The organism is Bartonella sp. B12(2025), from assembly GCF_053795135.1.
On sequence record NZ_CP200031.1, the window covers coordinates 1,553,864 to 1,568,347 of the forward strand.

General features: G+C 37.9%; 14 protein-coding genes. 5 read left to right on the forward strand and 9 right to left on the reverse strand.

What is annotated here, in order from left to right:
- Position 1: 1 nt before the first annotated feature.
- Positions 2-508: an FxsA family protein gene (locus tag V3564_RS06865; protein ID WP_455480823.1), complete on the reverse strand. Its 507-nt coding sequence runs from the start codon at positions 506-508 to the stop codon at positions 2-4.
- A gap of 184 nt (positions 509-692) precedes the next feature.
- On the opposite strand from V3564_RS06865, the gene V3564_RS06870 reads away from it, so the two are divergent.
- Together V3564_RS06870 and V3564_RS06875 are read left to right on the forward strand one after the other, a co-directional pair.
- A complete protein-coding gene (locus V3564_RS06870; protein WP_455480824.1) occupies positions 693-1,385 on the forward strand; it encodes a Tim44/TimA family putative adaptor protein in 693 nt (230 codons plus the stop codon).
- A gap of 57 nt (positions 1,386-1,442) precedes the next feature.
- Positions 1,443-2,033, forward strand: coding sequence for a Smr/MutS family protein (locus V3564_RS06875; RefSeq protein ID WP_455480825.1), 591 nt, complete (start codon positions 1,443-1,445; stop codon positions 2,031-2,033).
- 869 nt (positions 2,034-2,902) lie between these two features.
- Here the strand turns inward: V3564_RS06875 and V3564_RS06880 are convergent.
- The 3 genes from V3564_RS06880 to V3564_RS06890 form a co-directional block, all read right to left on the reverse strand.
- On the reverse strand, positions 2,903-3,904 hold the full coding sequence (locus V3564_RS06880) for an Hsp33 family molecular chaperone (protein ID WP_455480826.1): 1,002 nt from the start codon (positions 3,902-3,904) through the stop codon (positions 2,903-2,905).
- Between the two features lie 242 nt (positions 3,905-4,146).
- Positions 4,147-4,497 (reverse strand): hypothetical protein, encoded by a 351-nt coding sequence (locus tag V3564_RS06885; RefSeq protein ID WP_455481478.1) that lies wholly within the window; start codon positions 4,495-4,497, stop codon positions 4,147-4,149.
- A 180-nt stretch (positions 4,498-4,677) separates the two neighbouring features.
- On the reverse strand, positions 4,678-5,886 hold the full coding sequence (locus tag V3564_RS06890; RefSeq protein ID WP_455481479.1) for an acetylornithine transaminase: 1,209 nt from the start codon (positions 5,884-5,886) through the stop codon (positions 4,678-4,680).
- Positions 5,887-6,353: 467 nt separating this feature from the next.
- On the opposite strand from V3564_RS06890, the gene V3564_RS06895 reads away from it, so the two are divergent.
- Positions 6,354-6,878: a GcrA family cell cycle regulator gene (locus V3564_RS06895; RefSeq protein WP_455480827.1), complete on the forward strand. Its 525-nt coding sequence runs from the start codon at positions 6,354-6,356 to the stop codon at positions 6,876-6,878.
- Between the two features lie 429 nt (positions 6,879-7,307).
- Here V3564_RS06895 and V3564_RS06900 read toward each other — a convergent pair whose 3' ends face one another.
- From V3564_RS06900 to ccmA, 5 genes are read right to left on the reverse strand one after another with little or no spacing between them, the layout of a single operon-like run.
- Positions 7,308-7,940 (reverse strand): DsbE family thiol:disulfide interchange protein, encoded by a 633-nt coding sequence (locus V3564_RS06900; protein ID WP_455480828.1) that lies wholly within the window; start codon positions 7,938-7,940, stop codon positions 7,308-7,310.
- Positions 7,915-8,166: a hypothetical protein gene (locus V3564_RS06905; RefSeq protein ID WP_455480829.1), complete on the reverse strand. Its 252-nt coding sequence runs from the start codon at positions 8,164-8,166 to the stop codon at positions 7,915-7,917. The genes V3564_RS06900 and V3564_RS06905 overlap by 26 nt, the downstream gene beginning before the upstream one ends.
- A complete protein-coding gene (locus V3564_RS06910) occupies positions 8,154-8,933 on the reverse strand; it encodes a heme ABC transporter permease (protein ID WP_455480830.1) in 780 nt (259 codons plus the stop codon). Before V3564_RS06910 ends, V3564_RS06905 begins: the two co-directional genes overlap by 13 nt.
- Positions 8,934-8,976: 43 nt before the next feature.
- Positions 8,977-9,645 (reverse strand): heme exporter protein CcmB, encoded by a 669-nt coding sequence (gene ccmB, locus V3564_RS06915; RefSeq protein ID WP_455480831.1) that lies wholly within the window; start codon positions 9,643-9,645, stop codon positions 8,977-8,979.
- Positions 9,642-10,268, reverse strand: a complete 627-nt coding sequence (gene ccmA / locus V3564_RS06920; RefSeq protein ID WP_455480832.1) for a heme ABC exporter ATP-binding protein CcmA — start codon at positions 10,266-10,268, stop codon at positions 9,642-9,644. The genes ccmB and ccmA overlap by 4 nt, the downstream gene beginning before the upstream one ends.
- 296 nt (positions 10,269-10,564) lie before the next feature.
- Between ccmA and acnA the strand changes: the two genes are divergently transcribed.
- On the forward strand, positions 10,565-13,252 hold the full coding sequence (gene acnA / locus V3564_RS06925; protein WP_455480833.1) for an aconitate hydratase AcnA: 2,688 nt from the start codon (positions 10,565-10,567) through the stop codon (positions 13,250-13,252).
- A 233-nt stretch (positions 13,253-13,485) separates the two neighbouring features.
- The gene (gene rpsT / locus V3564_RS06930; RefSeq protein WP_455480834.1) at positions 13,486-13,752 is read left to right on the forward strand and encodes a 30S ribosomal protein S20; all 267 of its coding nucleotides are present in this window, start codon (positions 13,486-13,488) and stop codon (positions 13,750-13,752) included.
- Positions 13,753-14,484: the final 732 nt, after the last annotated feature.

Sequence of the window (14,484 nt, forward strand, 5' to 3'; positions counted from 1 at the left end):
TTCAATGTTCATCGTCATTTTTATACCATGGTGATTCTTTGACATTATCGATCTCGTAGTCTTCGGTGTTAAGCTCAATTACTTTTTCAAATTTATTTTTGGCATTGGCATTGTTCTTAGTATAGTCGCTGGGTTTATTTTTCAATGACACAAACAAATGCCAGAAAACGTTACGAACCGGTTTAATAAGAAGTAATATTCCAAAAATATCGCTTATAAATCCAGGAAGAATGAGCAAAATCGCACCAACAACGGTAAAGGCATCATTGATGATATCATTATCTAATGTACGCCTTTGTACCAGTTCACGCTGTATATTTTTTAAAAGGCTAATACTTTGAATTCGCAATAGAATGCTTCCAGCCATTGTTGTTAAAACGATTAAACTCAAAGTTGCCAAAATTCCAATTTCTCTTCCGACAAAGATAAAACCGGCGATTTCAATTAAAAGAGCACCGAGAATAGCAATGATAAAAAAGCGAGGATTTATTGGATAAAACTTGATCACATGAACATTCCCTTTTTAAGATCTGTGGCAGAAAATTATTAAGAAGCTATCTCTTTTCAACTTCAACTTATAGGTTATAAAAGTATTGAAGAGTAGATTCCCTATTTTACATGTTTATTGATAAATGGTATTGACTGCAATATTTGTCATAAGATTATCTTAAGTTTGGAGATTGACAGCACCCATGGAATTTGACGTTGTACTTGTCATAGCTCTCGTTATTATGGTTGTCGTTTTTGTGCAACTTCGTAATGTGTTAGGAAAACGGATTGGTTTTGAGAAACCTCCCTTTGATGCTTATTCAGGTTGTTCCAAAAAACAGAGCGAGACAGAAACGGCTGACAATATTGTTTCGTTCCCTCATCAAACTAATTCTCAAAAAGGTGACTTTAGTGAAATTGATGCAATTGCACCAGAAGGAAGTGCTTTGAATGAAGGTTTGCGGACACTCCGTCAGAGTGATCCTCATTTTTCTCCTCAACTTTTTATAAAGGGTGCACAAATTGCTTATGAAATGATTTTAACAGCTTTTGCAAAGGGTGATCGTGAACAACTTAAGAGATTGCTGTCTCAAGATGTTTTTGAGAGTTTTTGTGCAGTTATTGAGGAACGCGAAAAAAACAATGAAAGAGTCCAGTTTACTTTTGTTGGAATTAATAAGATTGAATTTGTGGTAGCAGAAATGCGAGCAAAGGAAGAATTCGTGACTGTACGGATTGTCAGTGAAATGATTTCTGTGACTTACAATGAGCAGGAAGAACGTATAGACGGTGATCCTGATGCGATTGTAGAAATTAGAGATGTTTGGACTTTTGTTCGCAATAGTTTATCGCCGGATCTAAATTGGAAGCTTTTTGCGACAGAAGATGAAAATTGAAGCGTCTTTCATCCATAAAATTGTATGAATAAGATTTATTAGAGATTAAAAATTGAAATGGCTACGGATGAAAGGAGAAAAAGAAAGGATCCATTGATCTTACAAGATCGTCTTTTATGGGAGAAGGTTTGTCGTACTATAGTACCGCTTTATGATAAATCTCATCCTTCTATCCCAGAAGATGTTATGAATATCGAAAATAAGAAACAGTGTATAACACAAATCCTTCCATTTTTTCAGGAAAATCAACAAAGAAAGATGGAGGATAAAAGAGAAAAGAAGATAGTTGTGCAAGCACATAAGGTTCGTCTCTTAGACCATGTTACACATCGTAAAATTGCTAAAGGTCATTATCCTATTGAAGCTCGTATTGATCTTCATGGTTGTGTGCAGGAAGAGGCCTATTTTTTATTAAAAAGTTTTCTGAAATCATCTCTGCAAAATGGATTGCGCTATGTGCTTGTAATCACAGGAAAAGGTCGATCGCATGGGAGCCATGGTGTTCTGTATCAATGTGTTCCTTATTGGTTGTCAACACCAGCTTTTCGGTATTATGTCCATGAATTTGAGCGTGCCGCTCGTCATCATGGGGGCGATGGTGCACTTTATGTTCGGTTACGCCGTTTTGTACCAGAGGAACAGATATGATATTTTTGATATTGTTTTAATTTAATTTCATCAAAGAGAGTATTTTGCGCGTCATACTCGCTTGGAAAAATGTGAAGCAAGAGTTTTTCTGTGATATTCACGCCATTGCTTCCAATTTTAACAGGTAGCGATTCCGTTTAAGCGATTTTATAATTATAAAAGGATTATCATTATCGCCAAAAAATATTTGTGGAATAAGTAATCTGTATAAAAAACATCCAAAGTACAACAGGAGTTTTGATAGGTTACCCATTTTCTTAAACGATTAAATATTTGTTGCCACCATTCTTATGTTTATAAAATAACAAACGAGCATCATCATTTTATTTACTAAACTCATGCTATATTTGTTCTTGCATTAAGATAAATCACAAGAGCTATAAGTTCTCTATACGTTTTATTTTATTCCCACGATAATTTTCTTTTGATATGTAAGTAAATAGCTTTTTGATTCTTAATAAAAAAGTTTGAGTAAAAAATGTGACTATACTCAGCGATTTGATTCAATACGGAAAAGATAAACTATCATTAAAAATAAATATATTAATAAACTTAGAAAAGAGTTCACAGAAACTTGTTCATTGTAAAAAAATAACTTTTGAGATGTTAAAAGTAAAAGAGAGATATTTTCAGAAAGGATAAATTGCATTTTAAAGTGTAAGCTATTTTTATAAACAGTATATGAAATGAGCACTGATTTGAACAGGCGTATGATTGTGTAAGTAATGAAAACGCTTAGCTCTAAGAGAATAAGATATACAAAATGTTTTAAAAGTTGATGTTAGCTGTCGCTAAGCTTCAGTTGGCAATTTTGGTAATAAAAGTGGTCTTAGCCGCCATCGAGACTTTCTTTTTGTGAGGAATATCTGTTACGTTTTATTTTCAAAAAATTCTTGTAGTTTAAAACGATAAGTTGTTGAACAAAATTCACATGTGACTGCAATATATTTATTTTTAACCATTTTTTTACGTTCATCAATGGGAAATCCCTCCAGTATTCCTTTAATTTTTTTGCGTGAACAAGAACATTGATCCACAAGAGAAAAGGGATTAAAAACTCTGACGCCGTGTTCATGGAAAAGACGGAATAATAACCGTTTATTGCCGACTTGGGGATCTGTCAATTCTGCACTTTCAATGCTTGCTGTCAGTGCTTTTGCTTCTTGCCATTGATCTTCAAGTTGTGTATGAGTCTTAGTTTCTTCTAGTTTTTTATCAAGTTCGTATATTTTATGATGAGACGATGCTTTGGGTAAGAGCTGGGTCAAAATACCTCCTGCTCGCCAGCTTTTCTGTTGTTTCCCTTGCTGATCTCTGTTGAGCAATATAGCAACTGCCAAACGGATATCGGTGGGAATTTGTTCTGATTGGTCAAAATAAATACGGGAAGCTTCTTGTAAATTTGATCCATCTAATGCGACAATTCCCTGATAGGGCTGCATATGAGCGTCTTGGTGGATAGTAAAGGCTAAAGTACCTTTTCCCAGAAGTGTTTCTGAAGATATTTGTTCATTAGCTATTGCTTGTTTTAACTGTTCTTTATCAAAACGAGCATAACCGCGTAGACTGGAAGGTGGAGAGAAGTGGCATACCAACATATTTACTGGTCCATTAGAATGAGTTTGTAAAATAAATTTTCCCTTAAGTTTCAGGGAAGTTCCAAGCAGAACGGTCAAAACTAATGCCTCTGCTAGAAGGTAAGAAACTGGTTCGGGATATTGATGTCTTGTGAGAATAGAATTTACACTTTCGCCAAGTTGTACAGCACGTCCACGAATATCAAGTTTTTCGACTTGAAAGGGGATAGCGGTATCATCTTCATTCCAGAAGATGTTGTTGAGAGAGGCTTCATTTGTGGTTTTTTTATTCATATCTTTACCTTTTATATGATTTGTTTTGGCAGGCTATTCGGGGTGTTATAGAGAGAAAAAAGCATCTTTTAAACATCAATAAAGCTTTGATTTTTAAGCATGGAGATGATTTTCTGCTTCATCAAAAACAACAGATGCAATTCATCTATCACAGTATAGAAAGCTTTTTTACCATGATGAGCGGGAAGATAATGTATGAAAAGAGCATAGGTCTGGCTAATTTTATTAAAATTTTATTGACTTTATAGAGCAGTTGCTTTGACTAAGGAGTAAAACACATTATTGCTAGCTACAATCCATGCAAATATTTTTCTAGCAATTGGCTTGCAGTGTTCTTCATAAGTCAAGATATCCGCTAAAATTTGGTAAAGATGTGTGTTATCTATAAGGGGATTAACGATAGAAATTTGTACGTATTGTGCCAATTTGAGTATTCGGTGGTGTATTGTTGTGTGTAATGTAACAATATTCATAAAACGCGATAACACACGTACTGTTTCGGCTATGGTTTTACTATAACCAACCTGCATCTCTGAGCCCGTTGGCATGATCTTGTCTGTACCAGACTGATGTATGCTGATGTGGGATGGAATACGGGTTCGTGTGGACGGTTTTTTTTAAAATTATTGCTAATGCTTTACTAACAAAAGGTTTTGAACCTTTTCCTGTTTTGAAAGATACTTTGAAGGGTTTCACATAATTGATAACAGTGCGTGCGACTAGCAGGGTTAAAATAGATAAGTCGCTGAAGCGGCGAAAAGCGTTTACCATGTTTATGATATTTGTCTTTTTTTGTTTGTTTTCGAAAGATAAGCAATTGCTTTTTTAATACGATGCAAGCTTTCATCTATTTCTTCTTCAGTTATAATAAGGGGAGGCAATAGGCGCACCACGTTGTTGTTGGCACTGACACTTAGAACATATTCATTTTCCAAGGCACTGACAACAACATTGGAGGGAACAACACACTGAATGCCTATCATAAGACCCACACCCTGAATTGCGCAGATAATATCAGGATAGATATTGAGAATGCTCGAAAGTCCACTTTTTAATTTATTCCCCATGTGTTGAACGTGGTGGAGAAAGCCTGCTTCTAATATGATATCAAGAACACTGTTGCCTACAGCCATTCCGAGAAGATTTCCTCCAAAGGTTGATCCATGGGTTCCTGGTGTCATACTTTTTGCAGCCTTATCTGTTGCAAGACAAGCTCCCAACGGAAATCCACCACCCAGTCCTTTTGCGAGGGTAAGAATATCAGGTGTGATATCACTCCATTCATAAGCAAAAAACTTCCCTGTTCGTCCAATACCTGTTTGGACTTCATCCAAAATTAATAACAGATTATTATCATCGCATATTTTGCGCAAAAACCTTAAATATTCATGAGATACCGTTCGTACTCCTCCTTCTCCCTGAATGGGTTCAATAAGAATGGCAGCGGTATTTTTATTGATAGCATTACGCAAAGCAATTTTATCACAAAAAGGAACTTGAATAAATCCATCAGCTTTGGGTCCGAAGCCCTCAAGATATTTTTCTTGTCCGGTAGCAGCAAGCGTTGCAAGTGTGCGCCCATGGAATGCACCCTCAAAAGTAATAATTTCAATGCGTTTTGTGTGGCCAGATGCATAATGGTAGTGACGAGCGGTTTTGAATGCACATTCTAGTGCTTCAGCACCAGAATTGCAGAAAAAAACCTTGTCAGCAAAGCTGTTTGCGCAAAGCCGTGCAGCGAGAGCTTCTTGCTCAGGTGATTGAAAAAGATTGGAAATATGCCAAAGTTTTTTAGCTTGTATTTTGAGAGTATCAACTAATTTTGGATGTGCATACCCCAGTGCATTGACAGCAATGCCAGATGTGAAATCAAGATAATGTTCACCTTTATCGGAAATAAGCCACGCACCATTGCCTTGTTTGAAATGCAAATTACGTCGAGCAAAACATTCGTAAAGTGGCTGTATAGCGGTAGTGCTCATCATTATTCCCTTTATATTTTGAACTCTGTCATACAATAAACAAAACAATGCTGCAAATGGAATAAGCTTGTATCTTTAGGTACAGCGCGATCAGCGTTTCATTACGATCAATAGTTACTTTTACATTATAGATCATTGCACTGAAAAGGTTTTGTAAAGAAGCAGTTGTTAGAAAAAGTCTTAAGAAAATACGATAATTTTGCCCATACTTGATTCGCAAGTTGGGGAAAACATTCTAAATAGACTCTTCAAGAAGGAAAGCCTCTTGTCATAGAGTCAGTGCATATTGTAGTTTAAATCAGCAAGCAAGATTGTGTTTCGATTTATAAGTTCCATAGTTGAAGGAATTTTTTGTGCTTGGATAGAGTGTACATTTTTTTCATTCAGCTCATTGGAAATATTATTCAAACATCTGAAGGTGCAAAAGGGATAGCATCTCAATGAGGTGATCAGAATGGAGTGTTGGTATGAGTTGGACATGTGAACGCGTTGAACTTCTTAAGAAGTTTTGGAGTGAGGGGTTAAGTGCAAGTCAGATTGCAGCTCAGTTAGGTGGGGTCAGCAGGAATGCAGTAATCGGTAAAGTGCACCGATTAAAGTTACCGGGACGTGGTAAGACAGCACAGGGAGTATCGCGTGCACAAAAGATACCTGCTAGCCCATCATCTTCGCGTATGCGTCGCACCACATCGACGGTATTGCCAACAAATGCTGCGTCTTGCAGTGTTGAAGAAACAGCTGTAAATCCGAAGTTTGTGGAGGATGTGACAGAAACTAATATGCCCGAGAAGTCAAATGTAGTTGTGCCTATATCGCGCCAGCTTAATCTTTTGCAATTGAGTGAAAATACATGTAGGTGGCCAGTTGGGGATCCTTTGTCGTCAGATTTTCATTTTTGTGGTGCCGATTCTGGCGAAAATGGTCCTTATTGCGCTTTTCACGCTAAAATAGCATTTCAACCAATATCTGAAAGACGACGGATAAGAGTATAACATTCGCAGTGAGAGAAAAATTTGCGAAAGTGGAGCTTTGAATGAGTGTGGATTCTTTCATAAAGGAGCTCATTCAGGTGTTATTTTTTCGTGTTTTTTATGAGATTATGTTTTTCGCTAAAATAGCGTGCCCATTGTGTTGTTCATTCATGCATTTGTCTCAAAGATATATTCTCTTACTTTTAATCCCATCATTTTTTCGCTTATGAAGGCACAAATCAGTACCATCATTATTATTACCTAGCTTTTAATGTTGCACCTGCTTTTATATTAAAATAGTTCATAAGAGATATGTTGAATTTTTTCTCAAACAATTTTTATCCACACACCACTTCTTATTGCGACATGAAAGCAAGCATTTTTGATGATTTATCATAAAGGAGTTTGAAATAAGAAAATCTAACTGTGTACTCATTCGATATGGGAAAATTATGAATTATCTTTATGAATCAACGCATTTCCGTTTAACATTTCTTCTGTCATTATGGCTTGTTCAATTTTTGGTAGGATCTTTTCTTGATAAATTTGCCATGTTAAAGGGCCAACATGTTTAGCAATGATGATGCTGTCTTTATTCAAAAGAAAAGTTTCTGGTGTTCCATATACTCCCCAGTTAATGGCAGTATGCCCTGAAACATCAAAGCCAATAATTTTAAAAGGATTACCAAAGCTGTTTAGAAAGCGTTGAGCGTTCTCCTTGTTGTCCTTATAATTAATGCCAACGAGATCAAAACGTTGATCTTGTGCAATTTTCATAAGAAGCGGATGTTCTTCGCGACAGAATAAACACCAAGATCCCCAAAAATTGACCAATGTTATACGCCCTTTAAATTGTTCTGAATCGAAAAGATGATTTTCATTACCAAGTAGAGGAAGACTGGTTTTTGGAGCGGGCTTTTCAGCTAATGTATTTGGGAGAAGAGAGATATCATTGAGGTGTTTGCTATCCATAAAGTGGAAGAAAAGTATGATAAAAAGAAGAAAAAACAAAAATGGTTCCAAAAAAACAAACGAGACGGATAAAGATATGTTTTTTTTAGGTTTTTGAGGGATAATTTTCATTATATTTTTCTTTCCGGAACAGTTCTTTTTTGTTCAGTTGTTGTAGGATTTTTTTTTGGTATATACTTTTGCAAAGAATGTGCCCAATAAGACACAGGAGGGAGATTGCGGAAAGCATGTAGCTCAAAACAACAATTTGCTCATGGTGAAGGGTACCAAGGAAAAAATCAATTTTCTGAGATAGATTTCCTAAAAGTCCACTGTAAATGCCATTTAGGTCGAGCATGATGAAGATTCCTGATGTTGTGCACGACGGGCTTTTTTTGTCTGAAGTATTTTGATATGGCGACTATTGATTTCATTGCGCATAGCCATCAAATAGAGTGAGATAAACATACAGAGGAAACAAAATATCATTGTTATGAGCGGCCATAACATAGCATGGTCAATTGTTGGGCCTCCTGAACGTAAAAGCGATGCTGATTGATGGAGTGTATTCCACCAATTAACGGAAAATTTGATAATGGGGATATTCATAAGCCCAACGAGTGTGAGAATTGCTGTAGCGCGTGCAGCTTTTGCTTGGTTATCAAAAGCGCGAGCAAGCATGACAATGGCAAGGTAGATAAAAAATAAGATGAAAACCGATGTTAACCGCGCATCCCATACCCACCATGTTCCCCATGTAGGGCGTCCCCAAAGCGCGCCTGTCACTAGAGCCAAGGCGGTAAAAATTGCTCCAATGGGCGCACCACATTTGAGTGCTACATCAGCGAGATGATACCTCCAAATCAGACTTCCTAAAGCAGCGGCGCTTATTATTATATAACAAAATGTAGATAACCACGCGAATGGTACATGAATATACATGATTTTGACGGTGATGCCTTGCTGATAGTCATCAGGAGAATGCATAATTAGAATAAATCCTAAAATAAGAAGACATAATGTTATACCAGTTAGCCAAGGTAAAATAGCACTGCTTATTTTCATGAAATGGGTTAAACTTGCTGGGAGTGACTTCATTTTATGTGTGTGAGATGTTTTATTCATGAGGTTTATAATAGGCAGAGTTTTTCGGTGCAGCAACTACCTTTTATTGTTCTGATAAAAGCTTGAGCGTTATAGCTGCAACGAAAGAGCTAAAAAGGCTTAAAAGAAGTGAAAAAGCGATAAGAAGAGCCAAGGAAGTGAGAAAAGAGATATTTGGATTTGTTGGAGCTGTAGCAGCCGAAACGCCAAAAATTATGATTGGAATGATCCACGGCAAAATGATGATAAAGATGAGAAGAGTGCTATGTAACAATGATGTTGCAAGGGCTGCTCCTATAGCGCCAATAAAAATAATGGCGGGTGTTCCGCATAAGAGGGTGAGTATTGTTGTAAAAGTTATTGTGGTATCTAAATGGAGCATGAATGCCAAAATAGGAGTAGCAAAAATAAGGGGGAGCATAGTTCCTACCCAATGGGCAAGGCATTTGGTAAATACAATCAGGGTAAAACTTTGTCTTTGTCCAGAAAGGATGAATTGATCGAGATTTCCATCATCACGATCGGTTTGAAAAAGTTTATTCAGATTGAGGAGCCCTGCGAGAAGGGCTCCAAACCATAATATACCTGGGCCTATTTGTGCAAGAATTTTAGGATTTGGTCCAATGGCGAAAGGGGTTATCACAATAACAGCGATGAAAAACAAAAGTCCTGTTAATGAAGAGGCTTGTGGTGCTAAGGTTAATTTAAGGTCACGCCAGAACAGTGCTTTCATTCTTTTCTCTCCTTGGGAGGTAAGAATTTTTCCAGAGCGATTTTATGACTTTCTGGAATGCCGAGAGGATTATGGGTTGCAGCGATAATCATGCCGCCTTGGTTCAGATGGCGCTGAAAAATATTGGTAAGAAGAGTTTGAGCATAGCTATCAAGTCCCGACATTGGTTCATCTAAAATCCAAATAGGACGATAGGAAAGCAAAAGGCGGGCAATGGCTACACGTCTTTTTTGCCCAGTTGATAGAATATTAAAGGGTAAGTGTTCAAGATCAGAAAGAGCAATATCAGCAAGGGCTTCATGCGGATAGCGTAGATGTTGTCCATAAAATGTCGACCAAAACTGCAGATTATCGATGACAGATAAGAAAGGTTTCATAGCGTTTTGAGAGCCAAGATAATGGCATGCAGTTGCTACCGGAAATGTTTGCTCGTGGTCTTTAAGTATTATATCGCCTTCGGCAGCTTCAAGAAGGCCGGCAGTGATTCGGAGTAATGTAGATTTTCCGATTCCATTTGGGCCCGTAATTGTCATAAGCTGCTGTGGGAATAAACAAAAAGAAAGACCTTGGAACAGAATTTCTTCATTTCTGTGAGCCGCCAAATCTTTACCCGATAACATCATGTGCTTACCTGTTTTGCTTTATTTCTATAATCTTTATTGCATTATTGGATAAAAAACACGTTTTTTATCCAATAACACCTAGAATAGTTCTAAAAATAGTTCTATAAGCTATATGTTACATCAACATCTGGTGTAGAATGGTTTTTAGCGCCGATTTCCGAATTCACCAATAAAAGGTGGAGGGGGAAATGGATGGCGGAGGTAGTTGCATCTGCACTCAAGCTGCGACCTTGACTCGTAGTTTGTGTTGTTCATTCCGGGAAATTGGGTAGTTTGTAGTATGAGGATGGACAGTCATGACTCACGTTGATAGCTTTAATTGTCGCAGGACTTTAGATTTTGGTGGCAAGAAATATACTTATTATAATTTGATCGAAGCGGAGAAGAATGGACTTGAAGGCATTTCTCGTTTGCCATTTTCGATGAAAGTGATTCTTGAAAATTTATTACGGTTTGAAGATGGCCGCACGGTTAAAAAAGAGGATATCTTAAACGTTGCTAAATGGTTAAACGATAAAGGTAGCGCTGGTGCAGAAATCACCTACCGTCCCGCACGTGTTCTCATGCAAGACTTTACCGGTGTCCCAGCAGTTGTTGACCTTTCTGCGATGCGCGACGCTATGGTCAAGCTTGGAGGAAATGCTGAAAAAATTAACCCTCTCATTCCCGTTGATCTTATCATCGATCACTCAATTATCGTTGATAATTTTGGCAATCCTATGGCTTTTAAGGAAAATGTTGAGCGTGAATATGAACGTAATGGTGAGCGCTATCGTTTTCTTAAGTGGGGACAGCAAGCGTTTCAAAATTTTCGTGTTGTCCCTCCAGGAACGGGAATTTGTCACCAGGTTAACTTAGAGTATTTAGCACAGTGCGTATGGCTGAAGAATGAGGATGGGTGTCAGACGGTTTATCCTGATACTTGTGTAGGAACCGATTCGCACACAACTATGGTGAATGGTTTAGGTGTTTTGGGTTGGGGTGTTGGTGGTATTGAAGCAGAGGCAGCAATGTTAGGTCAGCCCGTTTCTATGTTGTTACCTGAAGTGATTGGTTTCCGTTTAACGGGTAAACTTAAAGAAGGTGTAACAGCTACCGATTTAGTATTGATGGTGACACAAATTTTGCGTAAAAAGGGTGTTGTTGGTAAATTTGTTGAGTTTTTTGGTCCTGGTCTGGAGCACATGACGCTTGCTGATCGGGCGACAATTGCGAATATGGCTCCTGAATATGGGGCAACATGTGGTTTTTTCCCAATTGATAAGGAAACAGTTCGTTATCTCAATATGACAGGACGTGATAAAAACCGGATAGCTTTAGTTGAAGCTTATTCCAAAGCACAAGGGATGTGGCATGATGAAGCGGTAGCGGATCCCATTTTTAGTGATACAATTGAATTAAATATGGGAGATGTTGTACCTTCTATGGCTGGTCCTAAACGTCCTGAAGGGCGTATTGCATTGGAAAATGTTGGGCAGGGTTTTGAGAAGGTCTTGGTTGAGGATTATAAGAAAGCTTCTGGGCAAGATGGTCGTTATCAGGTTGAGGGTGAGGAATATGCGCTTGGCCACGGTGATGTAGTGATTGCTGCAATTACCTCCTGTACAAATACATCAAATCCAAGCGTTCTTATTGCTGCAGGTCTTTTGGCGCGTAATGCTGTGGCGAAAGGTCTCAAGAGCAAACCATGGGTTAAGACTTCTCTTGCGCCTGGGTCACAAGTTGTTGAAGCTTATCTTCACAATTCAGGGCTGCAAAAAGATTTGGATGCATTAGGGTTTAACTTGGTGGGATTTGGATGCACGACATGTATTGGAAACTCTGGTCCTTTATTGCCCGCTATTTCCAAAACGATTAATGATAATGGTTTAATTGCAGCTGCAGTTCTTTCAGGAAATCGCAACTTTGAAGGGCGTGTATCACCTGATGTGCAAGCGAATTATTTAGCTTCACCACCGTTAGTTGTTGCGCATGCTTTGGCAGGAACGGTGCGTAAAGATTTAACTAAGGAATCTCTTGGAGAAGATTCAGATGGTCAACCAGTTTATTTAAGAGATATTTGGCCAACTTCTAAAGAAATACAGGAATTTATTGAAAAAAATATTACGCGCAAGATTTTTACTGAAAAGTATGCAGATGTATTTAAGGGAGACGAAAATTGGCAAAAAGTCCAGGTTCCGACAGGAGTTACCTATTCCTGGGACGAGCAGTCAACATATGTACGTAATCCGCCATATTTTGATGATATGAGAAAGATTCCTGATGTTTTATCAGACATTAAAGATGCACGGATTTTAGGTTTGTTTGGTGATAAAATCACGACGGATCATATTTCTCCTGCTGGTTCCATTAAGGTTGATTCTCCTGCTGGAAAATATCTGACGGATCATGGGGTTAAAGTGGCTGATTTTAACCAGTATGGAACTCGTCGTGGGAATCATGAAGTAATGATGCGTGGAACCTTTGCCAATATTCGCATTCGTAATTTTATTTTAGGAGAAAATGGTCGTGAAGGAGGCTACACAATTCATTATCCGTCAAAGGAAGAGCAAGCAATTTATGATGCAGCAATGGCGTATAAACGAGAAGGGGTTCCACTTGTTGTTTTTGCTGGTGTTGAATACGGCAATGGGTCATCTCGTGATTGGGCGGCTAAGGGTACCAATCTTCTTGGTGTAAAGGCAGTGATTGCTCAGTCTTTTGAGCGGATTCATCGTTCTAATCTTGTTGGTATGGGAATTGTTCCCTTTGTGTTTGAAGCTGGTGCAAGCTGGAAGTCGTTTGGTTTAAAGGGCGATGAAAAGGTAACGATTGAAGGGATTCATAATTTGAAACCCCGTCAGAAGATTACAGCTAGAATCACTTTTTCTGATGGAACTGTAAAGACTATTCCGTTATTGTGTCGTGTTGATACTGAAGATGAGTTGGATTATTTGCATCATGGTGGAATTTTGCAATATGTTTTGCGTAATTTGGCAGTTTAAACCGCATTTGTTCATTTCGGAGTGTCTTTAAATTATTTAAGATGGATATCAAGAGTTGGACTTTACTTTTTTATATCCATCTATGAAAATTCGATTGACGTTGGCTTTAGGGTTGCGCTATAAACTGTGTAGTTATCAGCAGCTTTATAGTTTTGCGTGGCTTAGATTTATTTGTATTGATAGAGATGTCGTTTAGATTGTTTCTATCCAGTCCGTTAGAGAGAGAGATATTTATGGCGAATACACCTTCCGCTCAAAAAGCGGTGCGCAAGGTTGTTGTGCGCACGCAGGTTAATAGAGCCCGCCGTTCACGTGTTCGTACTTTCATGCGTAAGTTTGATGATGCTTTGGCCGGTGGCGATAAGGCATCTGCGGAAATAGCATTTAAGAATTTTGAACCTGAAATTATGCGTGCAGTTTCCAAAGGAGTTTTTCATAAAAATGCTGCTGCACGAAAAGTATCGCGTTTGGCAAAGCGTTTGAAGGCTCTTGGCGGTTAGGTTTTTTCCATTTTATTTGAAAATCACGTTAGTGTCTATGGCCAGCATCTGTGATAGGTGCTGGTTTTTTTGTATATTTTGAAAATATTATATCTTCTGAAAAGAAGGCTATACAGCGATTCTCTCCATGAGAAAGTAGAGAATACTTGTAAAGTTTGTATGGTTATCCACAAGCTTTGTGGATTTTTGTAGACTCTTTTTTGTCAAGCATTTTTATTTTTTTTTTTTAATCTGAAGGGATTCTTTAATTATTGGTAAATTTAGAAAAAAAAAATGAATTGAATCAATTATTTTTCTCATACCTCGTTTATATGAGCAGGCTCTTGGCGATTTTTCGAGGCTTTTGATTTCATTTTGGCCTCTTGCATTTCCCCTCTGCTGTTCTGTATGGTTCTCGTGGAAGCTAAAAACATACAGGGTTCACATCAGCTGATTATTCCATGTTATATTTAAGTGTAAGGTGCTTTGGTTTAGGCTGTTATGAGCTCTTATGTTGGATACGTTTTTGACGTGTTTTTTAGTTTTCTTGATTGGTATGTTTGCCATTTTAGAAGAGTAGATCATATCATGAGGGCAAATAAATCTTATTGGTCATCTTTGTTTGTGGGGGTGTAGTGAGGACTATCCTAGGGGAGGGTAAGTAATCTTATTTGGGGTAGGGCGTTTTGCCTTTGCTAAGTTGGTTTTTAGCTGTTTGGCAAGACAAAATTTTTATTTTTATCAGGATGAAAG

Coding starts and splice junctions, on each gene's coding strand:
- V3564_RS06870 (WP_455480824.1), top strand. CDS start 693: ATGGAATTTGACGTTGTACTTGTCATAGCTCTCGTTATTATGGTTGTC.
- V3564_RS06875 (WP_455480825.1), top strand. CDS start 1,443: ATGGCTACGGATGAAAGGAGAAAAAGAAAGGATCCATTGATCTTACAA.
- V3564_RS06880 (WP_455480826.1), bottom strand. CDS start 3,904: ATGAATAAAAAAACCACAAATGAAGCCTCTCTCAACAACATCTTCTGG.
- V3564_RS06890 (WP_455481479.1), bottom strand. CDS start 5,886: ATGAGCACTACCGCTATACAGCCACTTTACGAATGTTTTGCTCGACGT.
- V3564_RS06895 (WP_455480827.1), top strand. CDS start 6,354: ATGAGTTGGACATGTGAACGCGTTGAACTTCTTAAGAAGTTTTGGAGT.
- V3564_RS06900 (WP_455480828.1), bottom strand. CDS start 7,940: ATGAAAATTATCCCTCAAAAACCTAAAAAAAACATATCTTTATCCGTC.
- V3564_RS06905 (WP_455480829.1), bottom strand. CDS start 8,166: ATGCTCGACCTAAATGGCATTTACAGTGGACTTTTAGGAAATCTATCT.
- V3564_RS06910 (WP_455480830.1), bottom strand. CDS start 8,933: ATGAATAAAACATCTCACACACATAAAATGAAGTCACTCCCAGCAAGT.
- ccmB (WP_455480831.1), bottom strand. CDS start 9,645: ATGAAAGCACTGTTCTGGCGTGACCTTAAATTAACCTTAGCACCACAA.
- ccmA (WP_455480832.1), bottom strand. CDS start 10,268: ATGATGTTATCGGGTAAAGATTTGGCGGCTCACAGAAATGAAGAAATT.
- acnA (WP_455480833.1), top strand. CDS start 10,565: ATGACTCACGTTGATAGCTTTAATTGTCGCAGGACTTTAGATTTTGGT.
- rpsT (WP_455480834.1), top strand. CDS start 13,486: ATGGCGAATACACCTTCCGCTCAAAAAGCGGTGCGCAAGGTTGTTGTG.